General features: G+C 73.6%; 15 protein-coding genes. 12 read left to right on the forward strand and 3 right to left on the reverse strand.

What is annotated here, in order from left to right; all coding sequences use genetic code 11:
- The first annotated feature begins 108 nt into the window (after window positions 1-108).
- From PS271_RS22430 to PS271_RS22460, 7 genes are all read left to right on the forward strand, one after another.
- Window positions 109-1,533 carry a DUF4192 domain-containing protein gene (locus PS271_RS22430; RefSeq protein WP_398384080.1) on the forward strand — a complete coding sequence of 475 codons (1,425 nt, stop codon included), beginning with the start codon at window positions 109-111 and terminating at the stop codon, window positions 1,531-1,533.
- 125 nt (window positions 1,534-1,658) lie between these two features.
- Complete coding sequence (locus PS271_RS22435) at window positions 1,659-3,701, forward strand: glycogen debranching N-terminal domain-containing protein (RefSeq protein ID WP_398384082.1); 2,043 nt, start codon at window positions 1,659-1,661, stop codon at window positions 3,699-3,701.
- A gap of 89 nt (window positions 3,702-3,790) precedes the next feature.
- A complete protein-coding gene (locus PS271_RS22440) occupies window positions 3,791-4,552 on the forward strand; it encodes an NUDIX hydrolase (RefSeq protein WP_356274282.1) in 762 nt (253 codons plus the stop codon).
- Between the two features lie 267 nt (window positions 4,553-4,819).
- Complete coding sequence (locus PS271_RS22445) at window positions 4,820-6,643, forward strand: ABC transporter ATP-binding protein (RefSeq protein ID WP_398384084.1); 1,824 nt, start codon at window positions 4,820-4,822, stop codon at window positions 6,641-6,643.
- Window positions 6,644-6,801: 158 nt separating this feature from the next.
- Window positions 6,802-7,740 carry a FadR/GntR family transcriptional regulator gene (locus PS271_RS22450; RefSeq protein ID WP_398384085.1) on the forward strand — a complete coding sequence of 313 codons (939 nt, stop codon included), beginning with the start codon at window positions 6,802-6,804 and terminating at the stop codon, window positions 7,738-7,740.
- Window positions 7,741-8,173: 433 nt separating this feature from the next.
- Window positions 8,174-9,724, forward strand: a complete 1,551-nt coding sequence (locus PS271_RS22455) for an RNA polymerase sigma factor (RefSeq protein WP_398384086.1) — start codon at window positions 8,174-8,176, stop codon at window positions 9,722-9,724.
- Between the two features lie 185 nt (window positions 9,725-9,909).
- A complete protein-coding gene (locus tag PS271_RS22460; protein ID WP_398384088.1) occupies window positions 9,910-10,998 on the forward strand; it encodes a trypsin-like serine protease in 1,089 nt (362 codons plus the stop codon).
- Here the strand turns inward: PS271_RS22460 and PS271_RS22465 are convergent.
- On the reverse strand, window positions 10,958-11,188 hold the full coding sequence (locus PS271_RS22465) for a DUF7455 domain-containing protein (RefSeq protein ID WP_030368645.1): 231 nt from the start codon (window positions 11,186-11,188) through the stop codon (window positions 10,958-10,960). The two genes, PS271_RS22460 and PS271_RS22465, sit on opposite strands and share 41 nt — an antisense overlap.
- 442 nt (window positions 11,189-11,630) lie before the next feature.
- Here PS271_RS22465 and PS271_RS22470 point away from each other — a divergent pair, with 442 nt between their 5' ends.
- The 4 genes from PS271_RS22470 to PS271_RS22485 all read left to right on the forward strand — a co-directional run bounded on the left by PS271_RS22470 (window position 11,631) and on the right by PS271_RS22485 (window position 16,429).
- A complete protein-coding gene (locus PS271_RS22470) occupies window positions 11,631-13,751 on the forward strand; it encodes a DNA gyrase/topoisomerase IV subunit B (protein WP_398384090.1) in 2,121 nt (706 codons plus the stop codon).
- Between the two features lie 215 nt (window positions 13,752-13,966).
- Window positions 13,967-14,455, forward strand: coding sequence for a DUF1453 domain-containing protein (locus PS271_RS22475; protein WP_398384091.1), 489 nt, complete (start codon window positions 13,967-13,969; stop codon window positions 14,453-14,455).
- 34 nt (window positions 14,456-14,489) lie between these two features.
- Window positions 14,490-15,647, forward strand: a complete 1,158-nt coding sequence (locus PS271_RS22480) for a sensor histidine kinase (RefSeq protein ID WP_398386990.1) — start codon at window positions 14,490-14,492, stop codon at window positions 15,645-15,647.
- Window positions 15,644-16,429: a response regulator gene (locus PS271_RS22485; RefSeq protein WP_398384092.1), complete on the forward strand. Its 786-nt coding sequence runs from the start codon at window positions 15,644-15,646 to the stop codon at window positions 16,427-16,429. The genes PS271_RS22480 and PS271_RS22485 overlap by 4 nt, the downstream gene beginning before the upstream one ends.
- A gap of 23 nt (window positions 16,430-16,452) precedes the next feature.
- Here the strand turns inward: PS271_RS22485 and PS271_RS22490 are convergent, their stop codons facing one another.
- Entirely contained in the window at window positions 16,453-17,130 is a 678-nt protein-coding gene (locus tag PS271_RS22490) for a response regulator (protein ID WP_398384093.1), read from the reverse strand.
- Complete coding sequence (locus PS271_RS22495) at window positions 17,127-18,755, reverse strand: sensor histidine kinase (RefSeq protein ID WP_398384094.1); 1,629 nt, start codon at window positions 18,753-18,755, stop codon at window positions 17,127-17,129. The genes PS271_RS22490 and PS271_RS22495 overlap by 4 nt, the downstream gene beginning before the upstream one ends.
- A 242-nt stretch (window positions 18,756-18,997) precedes the next feature.
- On the opposite strand from PS271_RS22495, the gene PS271_RS22500 reads away from it, so the two are divergent.
- Complete coding sequence (locus PS271_RS22500; RefSeq protein WP_398384096.1) at window positions 18,998-19,837, forward strand: ABC transporter ATP-binding protein; 840 nt, start codon at window positions 18,998-19,000, stop codon at window positions 19,835-19,837.
- Window positions 19,838-19,926 lie beyond the last annotated feature (89 nt).

Consider the following 19,926-nt stretch of genomic DNA (forward strand, 5'->3'; position numbering starts at 1 on the left):
GGGCCCGGCCGGCTGTGGAAAACCCCAGTCCACAGCATTAGTAGGACCATATTCCGGAGTTATCCACAGGCCTGGCGGGCTCCGGCGGGGCCGCGGGACTCTCGGGCCATGACGCAGCACAACGAATCCTCCCGTCCCTCCGTCCCCTCCTCCCCGTCCGCCGGCGAGCCCGGCGCACCGGGCCCGGACCCCGAGCAGCAGGTCACCCTCCGCTCCCCGGCCGAGCTGGCCGACGCCCTTCCGTATCTCCTCGGCTTCCACCCGACCGACAGCGTGGTCCTCGTCGCGCTGCACGGCGACCGGGGCCGCTTCGGGGGCCGGCTCCGGCTCGGCATCCCGCGCAGCGGCGAAGAGTGGCCGGAGGTCTGCGACCAGCTCGCCGAGACCCTCCTGACCGGCAGCAGCAGGCGCGGCAGCCGCCCCGACGGCGTGGTCATCTTCTTCTGCCAGGACCCCGACGCCGCCGGCGGGCAGACGGCGCAGCAGGTGATGGAGCGGCTGCGCCCGCTCGCCCAGAGCCTGCGCCGCGCCTGCGGCCGCCTGGACATGCCCGTGCACGAGGCCCTGTGCATCTCCGGCGGCCGGTTCTGGTCGTACTGCTGCCCCGACCCCCGCTGCTGCCCGCCTGACGGCACCCCCCTCTCCCTGCCCGGCACGTCGGTCATGGCGGCCGCCGCCACCTACGCCGGCATCGAGGTGCGCGGCACCCTGCGCGAGATGGAGGAGCGGTACGAACCCCTCACGGGGGAGAGGGCGGAGCAACAGCGCAAGGCGCTTGACGCCGCGGCCTTTGCGATGGTGCCCCGCATCCTCGGCGGCGCCGGCTGCGAGCCCGTGCGGCAGGAGGCGCTCGCCCTCGCGCGGACCCTGGCCGACCGCTTCGACGGGACGCCGCCGCTCCCCGCCAGGCCCGCGGCCGACGCGCGCGACGACTCCCTCCTCACCGACGAAGAAGCCGCCACGGTCATCGTGGGTCTGCAGGACCGCGTCGCGCGCGACCGGGCCGCGGAGTGGATGGAGGGCCCGCGAGCCGCCGCCGTGCTGAGGCTGTGGCGCGCCCTGGCCCGCCGCTGCGTGTATCCGTACGCGGAGTACGCGGCGGCTCCCGTCACCCTCGCCGGCTGGGTGGCCTGGGCCGCGGACGACCAGCCGGAGGCCCGGGTCGCGCTGAGCCGGGCGCTCACCGCCGATCCCGAGTACGTCTTCGCTCAGCTGCTCTACCGCGCGTGCAACGAAGGGCTGGATCCCGAGCCGCTCCGCCAGTGCCTGCGGCAGGAACAGGCCGACCGGGCGCTTCAGGACGCCGTCCGGGCCGAGGTGGAGCGCCTGGAAGCCGCGGCAGCCTCGACGGGCTCGGCGATTTCGGCGCCGCAAGGCACCGGCAGCACGCGGGGTGCCCGCCGGCGGACGCGGCCCGGCGGTCCCGCGGGCAGCACCGGCCCCGGGGGCCCGGCCGGGCCCGCCGGCAAGCCCCGCACGCGGCGCAGGAGCCCCCGCAAGGGGGACCGCAGCCGGGAGGAGCGGCCGCAGTGAACCCATGGCCCACACAGGCGGCCCCCCACACCGTGACCTCGGCGGGCCCGGCGCCGTTCATCCGTGTGGCCCGCAATCGTCGTCCGCCGTCCCGGTCCGTGACACCCACAGGGGAGCGCAGTCAAGTGCAAGGCATCGTCCCCCATGGCCAGCCGCCCCGGCCCCGGCATGGTCCGCCCCAGCGCCCCGCCCCGGGGCGCCCGCCCGCTCCGCAGCCCGTCCACACGGCCATGATCTGCGTCGCCCTGCCGGCCCTGGCGATCTCCGGGGAGCACGGGCAGATGACCGGGCAGGGGCTCGACGGCTTCTACCGCGGCGGGCGCCGGCTCCTGGCCCGCTGCCGGCTGAGGGTCGGCGGCGCCGAGCCGCTGCCCGTGCAGGGGCGGATGCTCGGCGCCGACCGCGCCCGCTTCGTCGGCGCCGTGAGGACGGCCGCGGATTCGGGGCCCGACCCCGCCGTCACGGTCGAGCGGCTGCGTTCGGCCGAGGGCGTCGAGCGGATCGCCCTGCGCAGTACCGCGGCCCGTGCGCTGCGGCTGCCCGTCGAGGTCTCCCTGGGCACCGACCTCGCGGAGCTGAGCGCGGTCGCGGCGGGGGCGGCCGGGCCCGAGGTCCCCGCCGGGGTGCACGCCTCCGGCCTGCGGTGGTCCACGGCGGAAGCACAGGCTGCGGTCACCGCCGATCCTCCGCCGGGGGACGCCCTGGCGTCGGCCGGGCTGCTGTGCTGGGAGATCGAGCTGCCGCCGGGAGGCACGCGGAGCATCGAGCTGCGCGTCCTGCCCGAGCAGCCCGGCAGGGTCCGGCAGCCCGAGGCGGCCGTCCCTCCTGGGCGCCCGGCGAGCGTGCCCTGGGGCGACCCGCAGGCGGAGGGGGACGACCCGCGGGCGGGTGCCCTGCTCGCCGCGGCCCTCGACGATCTCCGTGCGCTGCTCGTGCGCGACCCCGGCAGCCCCGGTGACGTCCATCTGGCGGCCGGCGTCCCCTGGCGCTGCGGCCTCGCCCCCGCCGAGGCCCTCTGGGCGGCGCGGATGACGCTGCCCCTCGGCGTCCGGCTGGCCGCCGGCACACTGCGCACCCTGGCCCGTACGCAGCTGGCGGGACAGGGCCCCGACAGCGGGCGGATCCCCGGAGCCCTGCGCCACGCCGGGGCGCACCTGCCGCCCGGCTGCACCGGCATCGAGGCCACGTTGCTGTTCCCCGTCGTCCTGGCGGAGGCCCGCCGGTGGGGGCTTCCGGAGCGGGAGACGGAGGTGCTGCTGCCCGCCGCCGAGCGCTGCCTCGCGTGGCTGCGGGCCGCGGCGGGCGAGGACGGCTACCTCGCGGACCCGGTGCCCGGCGGGCCGTACCGGTGCGAGACGCAGGCGCACGCCCACCGCGCGGCGCTGCTCGGGGCCGACCTCCTCGACGCCTGCGGCCGCCCCGGGGCCGAGCAGTGGCGGAGCTGGGCGGCCGGCCTGCGCGGACGGTTCCGCGAGGACTTCTGGGTGGAGGATCCGGGCGGCGGGCGCCCCGCGGCCGCCCGCACACCCGAAGGGCGCCGGATACCGCACCTGGGCGGTTCCGCCGCGCACCTCCTCGACACGGGCCTGCTGGGCGGAGGGATGCTTGCGCCGGGCCTGCTCGACAAGGTGCAGACCGAACAGCTCGCCCGGCTGCTCGGCGGCCCGGCGCTCGACTCCGGCTGGGGCCTGCGCAGCCTCGGGGCGAAGGAGCCGGGGCACAACCCCTTCGGTCACCGCAGCGGCGCGGTCCGGGTCCACGAGACGGCCGTGGCCGTGGCGGGCCTGGCCTCCGCCGGATACGAGAAGGAGGCCGGCGCGCTGCTGCGCGGCACCCTGGACGCGGCGGCCGCCTTCGGGCACCGGCTGCCGGAGATGTACGCGGGGGAGCAGCGCACGGCCGGGAGCGCGCCGCTGCCGCACCCGGCCGCCTGCCGTCCCGCTGCCGTCGCCGCCGCGGGCGCGGTGCACTTGCTGACCGCGCTCGCCGGTCTGCGGCCCGACGCGCCGGCGGGCTGCGTCGCGGTGCGGCCGCTGCACACCGCGCCGCTCGGGGCGCTCAGGTTCACCGGGCTGCGCATCGCCGAGCAGCCCTTCTCGATGCGGATCAGCAGGCTCGGCCTCGGCATGGTCGAGGAAGCCGCCGACGGCCTGCAACTGGGGGTGTGAGCGGGGTGCTGCCGAGGCTCGCGGAGGGGGCGTTCCCCGGCCCTTCGCAAGACCCTGTTTATCGTCAGGAAGACGACTATGATCGCGTCATGCCCTACGACCCGTCGGCCTTTCCGCCCTTCGCTGTCACCGTCGACCTGGTCGTGCTCACCGTGCGAAGGCACGCGCTGTGCGCGCTGGCCGTGCGCCGCGGTGAGGCGCCGTACCAGGGTCGCTGGGCGCTGCCGGGCGGGTTCGTGCGGGGCGATGAGGACCTGACGACCGCCGCCGCGCGGGAGCTGGCCGAGGAGACCGGGCTCAACGCCCACGACCCCGCGGGCCCCGTACTGCCCAACGCCGCCCACCTGGAGCAGCTCGCCACGTACGGCGATCCGAAGCGCGACCCGCGCATGCGGGTGGTGAGCGTCGCGCATCTGGCGCTCGCGCCGGACCTGCCCGCTCCGCGCCCCGGGGGAGACGCGCGCAGCGTGCGCTGGGCGCCGGTGGAGGAACTGCTGGACCAGGAGGCCGGCTACGGCCGCGACGGCGAGCAGGTGACGCCCCTGGCCTTCGACCACGCGCAGATCCTCGCCGACGGCGTCGAGCGCGCCCGGTCCAAGATCGAATACTCCTCGCTGGCCACGGCGTTCTGCCCCCAGGAGTTCACCGTCGGCGAGCTGCGCCGGGTCTACGAGGCGGTGTGGGGCGTCGCCCTCGACCCCCGCAACTTCCACCGGAAGGTGACGGGCACCCCCGGCTTCCTGGTGCCCACCGGCGGGACGACGACGCGTCAGGGCGGCCGTCCGGCCCAGCTCTTCCGGGCCGGCGGGGCCACGCTCCTCAACCCGCCCATGCTGCGCCCCGAGGCCTAGCCCCCACCGGCCCGCGCCGCCCGGCCGCCACGCCGGAGGGTCGCAGGCCGCGGCGGCGCCCGCCGGCCGGGCATGCGCATGCGCATGCGCAGGAGCGCATGCCCATGAGGGGACACGCTTACAACTGCCTACATTGCATGGCAATTCGGACATACCGGGTTACGGTGCTGCCGTACGTCCCAGCGATCCCCTGCGCCCTCGGCCGCCTCGGTCACCGAGCGGGCCGAGGGGTGCCGCCGAGCCGTCTCACGCCCCGCGAGAGAAGCCATGATCCAGGCCATCGGACTCACCAGCGCCCCCCAGCGAAACCGGTTCCCCGCCGTCGACGACCTCACCTTCGAGGCCCGCTCCGGCCGGGTCACCGTCCTGCTCGGCGCCCCCGGTGCGGGCAAGACCAGCGCCCTGCGCCTCCTGCTGCGCCTCGACCCCGGGCGCGGCGTCGCGCTCTTCCACGGCCGCCCCCTGGACCGCGTCCCGCACCCCACCCGCGAGATCGGTGTCGTCCTCGGGGACGTCCCCGGCCACCCGGCCCGTACTGCCCGGGGTCACCTCCGCATGCTCAGCGCCGCCGCGGGCGTCCCCGCCGAGCGCGCCGACGACGTCCTGGAGGTCGTCGGCCTGAGCGGCCTGGCAGGCCAGCGCCTCGGCGACTTCTCGCTGGGCATGGACCGCCGCCTCGGTCTCGCCGCCGCCCTCCTCGGCGACCCCCACACCCTCGTCCTGGACGAGCCCAGCCACGAGCTCTCGCCCCGCGAGACGGCCTGGCTGCACGGCATGCTGCGGGCCTACGCGGACCACGGCGGCGCCGTCCTCGTCACCTCGCACGACCCCAAGGAAGCGGCCCGCATCGCCGACCGGGTCGTCACCATCGACGAGGGCCGCCTGATCGCCGACCAGGAGGCCGCCGAGTTCTCCCGCACCCGCCTGCGGCCGCGCGTCGCCGTCCACTCGCCGCTGGCGAGCCGCCTCGCCCACGCCCTCAGTACCGAGGCCGACGAGGCGGAAGCCACCGAGGGCGCGCAGGCCGTGGAGGTCGTACAGGAAGGCGGCAGCAAGCTGTCCGTCTACGGCAGCACCTGCGCCGTCGTCGGCGAGACCGCCTACCGGCACGGCATCCTCCTCCACCGGCTGACCGAGGAGATCGGCGACACCGGCCCCGTACCCCCGCTGCTGCGGGCCGACGGCCGCAGGCCCGCCCCGTCCGCCCCCTCTCCCTCCGCGCCGCCCCCGGCGGAGGCGCCCGAAGGCGGCCGCGCGGACACGCCGGACGCCGCGGCCGCCGGCCCCGTTCAGCTCCCGCGCCTCCAGCCCCGGCTCCCGGCGCCCGACCCGGCCTGGCCGCTGCGGTACGAGCTGCGCCGCGCCACGGGAGTGCGGACCGGCTGGATCGTGACGGCCGTTTCCCTCGCCGCCTCCTTGCTCGTCGCCGTCCTCCTCGCCAGGTCCGGGAACACCCCCGGGCCGCGCGTGATCACCGGCTGGCCGGACCTGCTGCCGCTGCCCCCCGCCGTCTTCGGGGCCGGCCTCATCGGCGCGCTCGCCTTCGGCCAGGAGTTCCGCTACCCCGCCCTCGCCCCGGACCAGGGCACCGTCCCGCGCCGCCTCGGCCTGCTCTTCGCCAAGCTCACCGTCACCGCCGTGGCGGCGGTGCTGCTGGCCCTCGCCTCCCTCTTCCTCGACGCCGGCGCCCTGGGGCTGCTCTTCGGCAACGACGTCGTCTCCCTCCCGCGCGACTGGGCCGTGCTGCTGGCGGGCTGGACGGCGCTGACCCTGGGCTGCGCCTGGGCGGGGCTGCTGGCCGCCGGGCTGTTCCGGTCGACGGCGCTGGGGGTGGTCGCGGTCCTGGCCGTGCCGACGCTCGTCGTGCCCGTCCTCGGCAGCGTGCTCGCCGAGCCCGCGGCCCGCTCGCTCGTCGGGCTGCCGGAGCGCCTGCGCTCCGCCGCGATCGTGCAGTGGCCCTCCGGCATGGACCGCGGTGTCTCGACGGCGCTGCGGCTGGTCTCCCAGCCGGTCGGCTGGGCGCTCGCGTTGTCGCTCGGGACGCTCCTCGGGGCCTACGTCCTCGCCGTGTTCCGCGGGAGGCCGCGGTGAGGGCCGTCGCCGCGGCGGCCGGGGGCCCCGGAGGCCCCTCTCACGTGCGGAGTTCGCAGGCCGCGACGGTCACGCTCCGCATATGAGCCATCTCGGAGAGTGCCCGATTCTGTCCGTTTGGCCGTCAATTGTGAGGTAATGGGCGATCACCCTTTCGTGTGCTTTTCACCAAAGACCTCAAGGGACCTCGAGGTGTCGCCGACAAAGGAGGCGTGAGTACCCTTGCGCACACCATGATGACCGCGGCTCGCCCCGCCGACTCCGGCCTCGCAGGCCCGGGCGAGCTTGACCGCTACTCCTACGCGGAGGCCCCGGGGGCCGACCGCGGAGCACCGCCCGCCTGGGACGGCGAGGCGGAGCTCAGCCGCGCCGGCCGCAGGGCCGCCGGCAGCCGGGGCCGGGGCCTGCACGGCCAGCTCGTGCAGCAGCTCGGCCAGATGATCGTCTCGGGCGACCTGGGCGCGGACCGCCCGCTCGTCCCCGAAGAGATCGGGCAGCGCTTCGAGGTCTCCAGGACCGTCGTCCGCGAGTCCCTGCGCGTCCTGGAGGCGAAGGGCCTCGTCAGCGCGCGCCCCAACGTCGGCACCCGCGTCCGCCCCGTCAGCGACTGGAACCTCCTCGACCCCGACATCATCGAGTGGCGGGCCTTCGGCCCGCAGCGGGACGACCAGCGCCGCGAGCTGTGCGAGCTGCGCTGGACCATCGAGCCGCTGGCCGCCCGCCTCGCCGCCGGACACGGCCGCGAGGACGTCCAGCAGCGCCTGGCCGACATGGCCGAGATCATGGGCCACGCCCTGGCCCAGGGCGACTCGCTGACCTTCACCCGCGCCGACGCCGAGTTCCACTCCCTGCTCCTCCAGGTCGCCGGCAACCGCATGCTGGAGCACCTCGCCGGCATCGTCTCCTCCGCCCTGCACGTCTCGGGCGCGCCCGCCGGCGGCTGCGACCGCCCCACCGAAGCCGGCGTGGGGCACCACCTCCGCATCGTCGACGCCGTCGGCGCGGGCGACGGGGCCGGGGCCGAGGCTGCCATGCGGCAGCTGCTCGTCGCCCACCCGGACGTCGAGCGCGTGGTGCCCGCGCCGCGCGAGCACTGACCGCCAAGAGGAGCGGGACGGTACGAGTGGGGTCGTACAGAAGGGCCGCACGCGCAGGGCCGGCACGGGGTCCACGCGTGCGGCCGGATGCGCGGCCGCACGCGTGAGCCGTCCGCCGGCCCCTGCGCCCCTCCCGGAACTCGGACCGGGACGCCAGGAAGTAGAGTGTTTTGTCCAGTTGAACAGGCATTCATTCTGTTTTGGGGTGTGACTCGGGCCACGAGGATTGGGCGTAACGCTCCTTGAGGCAGTGCGATGACTAAAGAGGTGGTGGACGCGGAGGGAATACCGGCCTCGTCCGGGGCGCTGTGTCCGTCTGCATCCCATCACCCGCGCGCCGTCGGTTCATCCTTGCCGGCGGTCGTCGGAACCGGTTCCCCGATCAGGGCGAGCCGGGGCCGGAAGCCGTTTCCATCGTTCCGAGAGGTTGTTCGTGTCGGCCAGCACATCCCGTACGCTCCCGCCGGAGATCGCCGAATCCGAGTCTCTGATGGCGCTCATCGAGCAGGGAAAGGCCGAGGGGCAGATCGCCGGCGACGACGTGCGTCGGGCCTTCGAGGCTGACCAGATTCCGCCAACCCAGTGGAAGAACGTTCTGCGCAGCCTCAACCAGGTCCTCGACGAGGAGGGTGTGACGCTGATGGTCAGTGCCGCCGAGGCGCCCAAGCGCACCCGCAAGAGCGTCGCAGCGAAGAGCCCGGCGAAGCGCACCGCCACCAAGGCCGTCGCCTCCAAGACGGTCACGGCACGGCAGACCGCGTCCTCGGCGTCCGCCACGTCCGCCTCCGCGGCGTACGGCGACGACGAGAGCGCGGACGCGCCCGCCAAGAAGGCCGTTGCCAAGAAGGCGGCGGCGAAGAAGACGGTGGCCAAGAAGACCGCCGTCAAGAAGACGGCGGCCAAGAAGACCGCCGCGAAGAAGGACGCCGACGAGCTCCTCGACGAGGACCTCGTGGAGGAGACCCCGACCCCGGGCAAGGGCGAGGAGGAGGACGAGACCGGCGAGAACAAGGGCTTCGTCCTCTCCGACGACGACGAGGACGACGCTCCCGCGCAGCAGGTCGCCGTCGCCGGTGCCACCGCCGACCCGGTCAAGGACTACCTGAAGCAGATCGGCAAGGTCCCCCTCCTCAACGCCGAGCAGGAGGTGGAGCTCGCCAAGCGCATCGAGGCGGGCCTGTTCGCCGAGGACAAGCTGGCGAACTCCGACAAGCTCGCCCCGAAGCTCAAGCGCGAGCTGGAGATCATCGCCGAGGACGGGCGCCGCGCCAAGAACCACCTCCTGGAGGCCAACCTCCGCCTGGTGGTCTCGCTGGCCAAGCGCTACACCGGCCGCGGCATGCTCTTCCTGGACCTGATCCAGGAGGGCAACCTCGGTCTGATCCGTGCGGTCGAGAAGTTCGACTACACCAAGGGCTACAAGTTCTCCACCTACGCGACCTGGTGGATCCGCCAGGCCATCACGCGCGCGATGGCCGACCAGGCCCGCACCATCCGTATCCCGGTGCACATGGTCGAGGTCATCAACAAGCTCGCGCGCGTCCAGCGCCAGATGCTCCAGGACCTGGGCCGCGAGCCCACCCCGGAGGAGCTGGCCAAGGAGCTCGACATGACCCCGGAGAAGGTCATCGAGGTCCAGAAGTACGGCCGCGAGCCGATCTCCCTCCACACCCCCCTGGGTGAGGACGGCGACAGCGAGTTCGGTGACCTCATCGAGGACTCCGAAGCGGTCGTGCCGGCCGACGCCGTCAGCTTCACCCTGCTCCAGGAGCAGCTGCACTCCGTCCTGGACACGCTCAGCGAGCGTGAGGCGGGCGTGGTCTCCATGCGCTTCGGCCTCACCGACGGCCAGCCGAAGACCCTCGACGAGATCGGCAAGGTCTACGGGGTGACGCGCGAGCGCATCCGCCAGATCGAGTCGAAGACGATGTCCAAGCTGCGCCACCCGTCCCGTTCCCAGGTCCTCCGCGACTACCTGGACTAGACCCCGGAGCGGAACGCAAGCAGTCCCCGCAGGGCCCGGTACCTCTTCCGAGGTACCGGGCCCTGCGGGCTGTTCGGGTGACAGTGCGACGGATCCGGAGGCATGCCGTCCAGGTTCCGGATGCGCCGCGGGCCCTGCGGGTTGACTCTTGGTGTACGAGAGACCCCGTAGAGTCAGGAGACTGTATGCGTTCGCTGAGCTGCCTGCTGGCCGGGACGATCGCGCTGCTGGCCGCGGTCCCCGCTCCGGCGGTGGCGGACCGTGCGGTCGTCGGAGGACAGGCCGTCAGGAGCTCAGAGGCGCCCTGGGTGGTCGCCCTGGGCAGCCGGCAGCGGTTCGGGGCCGCCAGGGCCGGACAGTTCTGCGGCGGCGTCATCGTGGGCCGCAGAACGGTCGTCACGGCGGCGCACTGCCTGAGCCACGAGGTGCTGGGCGTCGACGTGGCCGAGGCGAACGACCTGCGCGTCATCATCGGCCGCGACGATCTGCGGGGCGTCGCCGGTGCGGAGGTGGAGCCGCGGGAGACCTGGGTCAACCCGGGCTTCGACCCGGGGTCGAACGCCGGAGACATCGCCGTGCTCACCCTGCGGAACGCGGTGCCGGAGAACTATGTGATCCCGATGGCGCCGCAGGGCGATCCGGCCTATCAGGTGGGCGGACAAGCCGTCGTCTACGGCTGGGGCGACGTCGTGGGCAACGGCACCTACTCGGACATCCTGCGCGGGGCGCGGGTGCGGGTCCTTCAGGACGCGGCGTGCGAGCGGGCCTATCCGGGCAGCGCGGACGGCGTCTACCGCCGGGCGTCCATGCTGTGCGGCGGCGTGCCGCTGGGCGGACGGGACGCCTGCCAGGGCGACAGCGGCGGGCCGCTGGTGGCCAAGGGCAAGGTCGTGGGCGTGGTGTCCTGGGGGGCCGGCTGCGGCCAGCCCCTGTATCCGGGGGTGTACACCCGGATCTCGGCTTACACGGCCCTCGTGGCGGCACACAGCCCCGATGGGGCACTGCCCGGGGCGCAGGCCCAGCAGCCGGCGGCTCAGCCCGCTACGACGCCCGGCCAGCCGCCCGCGGCGCAGCCGCACACGCAGCACGCCCGCAAGGGGCCCAGGAGCGGGCCCAGGGTACGAGAGCGGGCGGCTTCCCCCGGAGTGGGGGGAGCCGCCCGCGGCTGCCCGGCGCAGAGTGGCCGGACCTCGCTCGTCGTCGGATGCGATGTGTCAGCGTTCCGCTACGGACTCAGCGGTCCTCGTCGGGCGCAGACGCCGGGGGGGCGGTGAGCCGCTCCGTCTCGTCCTGTATTTCCGCGGCGATCTTCTTGAGTTCTGGCTCGAACTTGCGTCCATGGTGGGCGCAGAAGAGCAGTTCACCGCCGCTCATGAGAACGACGCGCAGGTAGGCCTGAGCGCCGCACCGGTCGCAGCGGTCAGCGGCCGTCAGCGGGCTCGCGGGGGTCAGAACAGTAGTCACGTCGCCTCTTCTCTAGCTCGACGAGCTGTCGTACCAGGGTCAACATCCAACCAGGCCGAAAACGTTCCCGCTCGCGGCTTTTCCTCGAAAGTTCCTTCCGAGTCGCTTCCGAGTCGGACAGATCTTGACGGTTGGCGGCGAATGAGCCGTATTGCGTAGGCCTACGGTTTCACATCGCTGGGGGCTTTCGTCCTCCCGGCCGGCTTGCCGGTGTTCTTGAGGACGTGCCCGGAGCCTAAATGGTTCATGCCTCCTAGGGAACGTGATGTGCACGTCACTCCATCGTGTCATCGAACGTGTGATCGACACCTGGACTAGCATGGTCGTTCCCACGGGTGGCTGCACAAAGGCTCTACCAGGCATCGGTACCCTCTGAACGGCAACCGGGCCGCCGGTCCGCCCGACCGGGGCCGAAAAGAAATTCAGCGAGGAGCGAACCCGCGTGACCGCCGAAACGTCCGTGCCGTCCACTGCGCTGCTCACCGGGGCAGACCGGGACGGGTCCAACTACACCGCGCGGCACCTGCTCGTCCTCGAAGGCCTGGAAGCCGTCCGCAAGCGGCCCGGTATGTATATCGGCTCGACGGACAGCCGTGGCCTGATGCACTGCCTCTGGGAGATCATCGACAATTCCGTCGACGAGGCCCTCGGCGGCTACTGCGACCACATCGAGGTGATCCTCCACGAGGACGGCTCCGTGGAGGTGCGCGACAACGGCCGCGGCATCCCCGTGGACGTCGAGCCCAAGACCGGGCTGTCCGGCGTCGAGGTCGTCATGACCAAGCTCCACGCGGGCGGCAAGTTCGGCGGCGGCTCCTACGCGGCGTCCGGCGGTCTGCACGGCGTCGGCGCGTCCGTGGTCAACGCGCTCTCCGCCCGCCTGGACGTCGAGGTCGACCGCAACAGCCGGACCCACGCCATCAGCTTCCGCCGCGGCGTCCCGGGCATCTTCACCGAGTCGGGGCCGGAGGCCCCCTTCGACCCGGCCAACGGCCTGCTCAAGGGGAAGAAGATCCCCAAGGCGCGCACCGGCACCCGCGTCCGCTACTGGGCGGACCGCCAGATCTTCCTCAAGGACGCCAAGCTCTCCCTGGAGACCCTCTACGGGCGCGCCCGGCAGACGGCCTTCCTGGTGCCCGGCCTGACGATCGTCGTCCGTGACGAGCGCGGCCTCGACGGCGCGGGCAGCACCGAGGAGGTCTTCCGCTACGACGGGGGCATCAGCGAGTTCTGCGAGTACCTGGCGCAGGACAAGGCCGTCTGCGACGTGCTGCGGCTGAGCGGGCAGGGCACCTTCAAGGAGACCGTGCCCGTCCTCGACGACCGCGGCCACATGACGCCCACCGAGGTCACCCGCGAGCTGGGCGTGGACATCGCCCTGCGCTGGGGCACGGGCTACGACAGCACGGTCAAGTCGTTCGTCAACATCATCGCCACCCCCAAGGGCGGCACGCACGTGACGGGCTTCGAGCGCTCGATCGCCAAGACCGTCAACGAGGTGCTGCGCTCCTCCAAGCTCCTGCGGGTCGCCGAGGACGACGTCGTCAAGGACGACGCCATGGAGGGCCTCACGGCCGTCGTGACGGTGCGTCTCGCCGAGCCGCAGTTCGAGGGGCAGACCAAGGAGGTGCTGGGCACCTCCGCCGCGAACCGGATCGTGGCCAACGTGGTCGCCAAGGAGCTCAAGACGTTCCTGACCTCCACCAAGCGCGACGCCAAGCAGCAGGCCAGGGCCGTGCTGGAGAAGATCGTCGCCGCTGCCCGCACCCGCATCGCGGCCCGGCAGCACAAGGAGGCCCAGCGCCGGAAGACGGCCCTGGAGTCCTCCTCCCTGCCGGCCAAGCTCGCCGACTGCCGCAGCGACGACGTCGAGCGCAGCGAGTTGTTCATCGTGGAGGGCGACTCGGCGCTCGGCACGGCGAAGCTCGCGCGGAACTCCGAGTTCCAGGCGCTGCTGCCGATCCGCGGCAAGATCCTCAACGTCCAGAAGTCGTCGGTCTCGGACATGCTCAAGAACGCCGAGTGCGGCGCGATCATCCAGGTGATAGGAGCCGGGTCCGGCCGGACCTTCGACATCGACGCGGCGCGCTACGGCAAGGTCATCTTCCTCGCCGACGCCGATGTCGACGGCGCGCACATCCGCTGCCTGCTCCTGACCCTCTTCCAGCGGTACATGCGCCCGATGGTCGAGGAGGGCCGGGTCTTCTCCGCGGTGCCCCCGCTGCACCGGGTGGAGCTCATCCAGCCCAAGAAGGGCCAGGACAAGTACATCTACACGTACTCGGACGCCGAGCTGCGCCAGACGCTGCTGGAGCTGGAGCGCAAGAACGTGCGCTACAAGGACTCCATCCAGCGCTACAAGGGCCTCGGTGAGATGGACGCCGACCAGCTCGCGGAGACCACGATGGACCCGCGCCACCGCACCCTGCGCCGGATCAACATCAGCGACCTGGAGGCCGCGGAGCGCGCCTTCGACCTGCTGATGGGCAACGAGGTGGCGCCGCGCAAGGAGTTCATCACCAACTCCGCGGCGACCCTCGACCGCTCGCGCATCGACGCCTGACCCACCTTCCCGGGCTGTTCTCCCGGGTGCCTTCTCGGCGCCTTCCCGGTGTCTTCCGGTGCTTTCCCGGTGCTCTCTCCACCCCTGGGTGGAGAGAGCACCGTCGTGCATCTCCACCCGGGACCCACCCGTGCTCCGATCCGCGCCCGGAGCCCGGTCCGTAGTTTCGGAAGCGTTCGTCGTCAGCGCTTTTCCGGGATCCGCGGAGGCTCCTCATGTCCGGTACGGCCAATGGTCTGGTGATCGCCGCCGTCCTCGTGCTCACGCTGGTCCGGCAGGTCCGGCCGCAGCGGGTGAGCAAGGACGTCAAGGGCTGGTGGGTCCTGCCGGCCGTGCTGGTCTTCCTGGCCGTGCGCGAGCCCGGGCTCATCGATCCCGCGCACCCGGCCGTGTCGGCCGGACTGCTGGCGGGCGGGGTCCTGGCCGGGCTCGCGACCGGGGCCGCCTGGGCGTGGAGCAGCCGCGTCTGGGCGGACGAGTCGGGCGGGACCTGGGCCCAGGGCAGTAAGGCGACGGCCGCGATATGGCTCGGCGGGGCCGCCCTGAGGCTGGGGCTGCACGGCCTGGGCGCGCTGGCGGGCGTCCACCAGGGCAGCTCCGCGACGATGGTGACCGTCGCCGCCGTGCTCCTGGCCCGTACCGCCGTGGTCCTCCACCGCGTCCACGGCATACGCCCGGCGTACCGTGTCACGGCCGGCGGCTGACAGCGGCTGCAGGGTGGAAGGATCGCGCGTGCCGATGGAGAACTGGACGGCCTGGCCCGCCCGCGAGGCCCTCTCCGGGGTCGGGGTGCCGAGGCGCCGGCAGGTGATGACGTGGGGGGTCAGGGGAGTCCTGGCCGCCCTGGTCCTCTGGGGAGCCCTGCGCAACGGCTCCTTCCACGGCTGGGGGTACGCGGCCTTCGCCGCGGGCTTCCTGGCCTGCGCCGCCGCGGTGCGGGGCTACTACCTCACCACGCTGGCGCGCAGGCTGCGGCCGTCCCTGGCGCTCGTCGGGGTGCTGCTGGGCGTGGGCGTGGCCGCCCAGCTGGCGGGGCAGCACACACCGGCCGCGGTGCTCTGGGGTGGCAGCGTCGTGATCGCCGTGGAGCGGCTGCCGCTCCTCCACGCCCTGGGCGTCTCGGCCGTCGCCATGGGGGCCTATGCCCTGGCGAGCACCGAGCAGCCGCTGGTGCTCGGGGGAACGGTGGTGGCGCTGCCCTTCATCGGCTACGCGCTCCGGCTGGACGAGGAGGCGCGGGGGGCCGGGTTCCGGCTGCTGGCCCAGGAGCGGGCGGCGCGGCGTGCGGAGGCGGAGTCGGCGGCGCTGGCCGAGCGGGCCCGGATCGCCCGGGAGATCCATGACGTGCTCGCGCACAGCCTGTCCGCGCAGATGGTGCACCTGGAGGCGGCCCGGCTGCTGATCGAGCGCGGTGAGGACCCGCAGCGGGTGCTGGAGCGGGTGGTGGCGGCCCGGGGCATGGCGCGCGAGGGCCTGGCCGAGACCCGGCAAGCCCTGTCCGCGCTGCGCGGGGAGATGACCCCCGTGGAGGAGTTCCTGCGGGAGTCCGCGGCGGGGGAGGGGGCGCGGCTGGAAGTGACGGGGGAGCCGCGCGGCCTGCCGGCCGAGGCCGGGCTGGCGGTGCGCAGGGTCGCGCAGGAGGCGCTGACCAATGTGCGCAAGCACGCCCCGGGTGCGCCGGTGGAGATGCGGTTCACCTATCTGGAGGGGTGGGTCGAGCTGTGGGTCCGCGACCGGGGGGCGCGCGGAGCGTCGGGAGAGCTGGGGGCCGCCGGTGCCGGGTACGGTCTGCTGGGGATGAGGGAGCGGGCCGAACTGCTGGGCGGCACGCTGGAGGCCGGGCCGGCAGGGTCCGGGGAGGAGGGGTTCGTGGTGCATCTGCGGGTGCCCGCATGACGGGTGGCGGGGGCGGTGCCGGCGAGGTCGCGAGGGTGGTCGTCGCGGACGACCAGACCGTGGTGCGCGAGGGCATCGTGATGCTGCTGGGGCTGCTGCCCGGCATTGAGGTCGTCGGCGCGGCGGCCGACGGGGAGGAGGCGGTGCGGCTCGTCGCCGAGCACGCCCCGGACGTGGTGCTGATGGACCTGCGCATGCCCCGCTGCGACGGTGTGGAGGCCACGCGGCGCATCCGTGCCGAGCACCCGGCCACGCACGTCGTCGTCCTCACCACCTACGCGGACGACGATTCGCTGTTCCCGGCGCTCCGGGCGGGGGCGCGCGGCTATCTCACCAAGGACGCCGGCGGCGAGGAGATCGTCCGGGCCGTGCAGCACGTGATGTCGGGGGAGGCCGGGCTGTCGCCGAACGTGCAGCGGCGGCTCCTGGAGCGGCTCTCGGACCCCGCCGGGGCCGGCGGTGCCGCGCCCGCCGGCACGGGCTCCGGTGCTGTCCCTGGTGCGGGCTCCGGCACGGCACGGGCTCCGTTCCCGGCCGCCGCCTCCCCGGTCCGCCGGGAGCTCCCCGACGGGCTCACCACGCGGGAGGCGGAGGTGCTGTCGCTGGTCGCCGACGGCCTGTCCAACGCCGAGATCGCCCGGCGCCTGCACGTCAGCACGGCGACGGTGAAGACACACATCAACAACCTCTTCGCCAAGACGGGCGTGCGCGACCGGGCCCAGGCCATGCGCTACGCCTTCCAGTACGGCATCGCCCGGCCGCCCGGCTCAACCCTCACCTGACCGCGGTCCGCCGTGCGGCGGAGCTACCGTCCCATCCACGCGTACCGGTGCTCCGGGCGGCCCGTCTCTCCGTACTTGAGGGTCAGGCTCAGCCGCCCGGACTCCTCCAGCCGCTTGAGGTAGCGCTGCGCCGTGGAGCGGCTCAGCCCCGACCGGGCGGCGACCTCGTGCGCGGACAGCGGAGAAGCGGCGTCGGAGAGCACCTGCCGTATCAGCTCGGCCGTGGGCGCCGAGTGGCCCTTCGGCAGCGGCGTGCTGGTGGCGGCCGTACGCAGCGTGCCGAAGATCCGGTCGACCTGGTCCTGCCCCGCCTCCTGCGCGTCGTCAAGGGTGCGGCGTAACTGCGCGTACGCCTCCAGCTTCACCCGCAGCCCGGGGAAGGAAAACGGCTTGACCAGGTATTGCAGAGCTCCGTAGCGCATGGCCGCTTGGACGGTCGCGACGTCGCGCGACGCCGTCACCATGATGACGTCGGTGAGGTCGCCGAGCTGCCGCAGGCGGCGGACGAGCCACAGGCCGGTCTCGTCCGGCAGGAAGTGGTCCAGCAGCACCAGGTCGATGCCGCCCTTCTCCAGCACGGCCATGGCCTGTGCCGCGTTGTGGGCCTTGGCGGCGACGCGGAAGCCGGGGACCCGCGCCACGTACGCGGCGTTGATCTCGGCGACGCGGAAGTCGTCGTCCACGACCAGGACATCGATCATCGTTCACCCCTTCGAGTGAGCTGTTTGGGCTGCGGTGAGCGCAGCGCTTCGGGCAGCTCCACGGTGAACACCGCGCCGCCGCCTTCCCGTTCACCCACCCGCACGGAGCCTCCGTACCGCTCGGCCAGCCGCCGTACGAGCGAGAGGCCGAGCCCGCGGCGACGGGGCGGGGCCGCCTCCTTGGTGGACCAGCCGTCGGTGAAGACCAGGTCGCGGACCCCGGCCGGCACCCCGGGGCCGTTGTCCGCCACGCGGACCACGAGCGTCTCCCCGACGGCCCGCAGCTCCACCTCCACGAACGGCGGCCCGGCCGCGTGGTGGGATCCCGCCGCGTCCAGAGCGTTGTCCACGAGGTTGCCGAGCACGGTGACGAGGTCGCGCGGGTCCACGACCCGGTCGGGCAGCCGGGTCGCCGGGCTCACCCGCAGGGCCACGCCGCGCTCCGCCGCGACCGCGCTCTTGCCGACCAGCAGGGCGCTCACCAGCGGGTCGCGGACCCGCTCGGTGACCTCCTCGGCCGTCGCCCGGTGCGCGCCCGTGACCTCGGCGACGAAGTCGGCGGCCTCCTCGTGCAGGCCGAGCTCCAGGAGCCCGGCGATGGTGTGCAGGCGGTTGGCGTGCTCGTGGTCCTGGGCGCGCAGGGCGTCCGTCAGGCCGCGGGTGCCGTCGAGTTCGCGGCGGAGCTGCTCCAGCTCGGTGCGGTCGCGCAGCGTCGCCACGGTGCCGCCACCGGCCGTGTCCCTGCGGTTGACGACCAGCACCCGCCCGTCGCGGACGGTCAGCAGGTCGGTGCCCGTCACCCGGCCGGCCAGCACGTCCGTGGTGCGGCCGGGCGGCAGCACGCCGTCCAGGGGGTGACCGATGGCGTCCCGGTCGATGCCCAGCAGCCGCGCGGCCGCGTCGTTGACGAGCCGGACGCGGCCGGTCCGGTCGAGGGCGACCACGCCCTCGCGGATGCCGTGCAGCATGGCCTCGCGCTCGTCCAGGAGGGCGGAGATCTCGGTGAGTTCGATGCCGCGGGTGCGCTTGCGCAGCCGGCGGGACACGGCGACCGCGGCGATCGCGCCCACGCCGAGGGCCGCTCCGGCGTACATGAGGATGCCGGGCACGGCCCGCAGCAGCAGGGCGTGCACGTCGTCGTAGGCGATGCCGACGGAGACGGCGCCGACGACGGCGCCCTCGCCGTCGCGCAGGGGCACCTTGCCGCGCGCGGAGCGGCCGAGGGTGCCGCGCGCGATGCCCGTCCACTCCCGGCCGCCGAGGACGCTGCCGGGGTCGGTGCTGACGTGCTCCCCGATCCGTTCCGGGACGGTGTGGGAGTAGCGGATGCCGCGGGTGTCGACGACCACGACGTAACTCGCGCCCGTGGCCAGCCGGATGCGCTCGGCGTCGGCCTGCACGGGCCCGTCGGGAGAGGGCGGCCCGGCCAGCAGGCTGTGCGCGATGCCGGGCTGGGCCGCGGTGGCCCGGGCGATGGCCAGGGCCCGGTACTCGGCCTGGTCGTCGAGCTGGGCGGCCAGGGGCGCGAGGAAGAACCCGGCCGCGAGCCCGGCCACCCCGGTGATGATCAGCAACTGGACGAGCAGCACCTGGGCGAAGACCCGGCGGGGCCAGCGGGGGCGCATGCGGGTCCCCCTCCTGCCGGTCGTCGTCCTCGTGTGCGGTCCTCGTGCGCGCCGCCGGCGTCATCTTCCGTGGCGCCTTCGTCGCTCTTTGTTGTTCTACCGCGCGCAAAACGAGCAGAACAGGGTTCGTGCACTCAAGCCGCACAGCGCTCACAAGGCTGTCTGGGCGCCACACGCCACATCTAGCCTCCAGCACCGGCCACCCCCTTGGCCGGAAACCAGCACAGGAGGAGGCGGCAAGCATGATCAGTGGCACCCCGCCGGGCCACGCTCCGGCGATCGAGCTGCGCGGCGCGAGCAAGGTGTTCCGTACGCCGTCGGGCGCCTCGCACACCGCCGTACGGGATCTCGACCTGACCGTGGAGCAGGGCGAGTTCGTGGCGGTCGTCGGCCCGACCGGCTGCGGGAAGTCCACCACGCTCACGCTGGTCAGCGGCCTGGAGGAGCCCACCGACGGCGAGGTGCTGGTCGGCGGCGAGCAGGTCACGGGAATCCGGCCGGAAGTCGGCTTCGTCTTCCAGCAGGACGCCGTCTTCCCCTGGCGGACGGTGCTGTCCAACGTGATGGCCGGGCCGCGCTTCCGCGGCGTGCCCCGGGCCGAGGCGCGGGAGCGGGCGCGCGACTGGCTCGGCCGGGTGGGGCTCGCGGCCTTCGCCGACCGCTATCCGCACCAGCTCTCCGGCGGCCAGCGCAAGCGCGTCGCGCTCGCCCAGACCTTCGTGTGCGACCCGGCGATCCTCCTGATGGACGAGCCCTTCTCGGCGCTCGACGTACAGACACGGGCCCTGATGTCGGACGAGCTGCTGGAGCTGTGGGGCGGCTCCCACGGCGGACGGGCCGCTTCCGTCGTCTTCGTCACCCACGACCTGGAAGAGGCGATCGCCCTCGCCGACAAGGTCGTCGTGATGACCGCCGGGCCGGCGACCGTCAAGCAGGTCTTCCCCGTACGGCTGCCGAGGCCGCGCAAGGTCGAAGCCGTGCGGCTGGAGGCGGAGTTCGTGGAGATCTACCGCGAGATCTGGTCCTCCCTCGGCGAAGAGGTCCGCATTACCCGTGAGAGGGGTGCCTCCCGTGTCGCATGAGTCCGTCGATTCCGTGGGTTCCCTCGATTCCACCGGCTCCAATGATCTCGGAGGGGCATACCTGCCACTTGAGTCGGCCGCGTCCGTCG

Source organism: Streptomyces sp. SCA2-17, assembly GCF_044336695.1.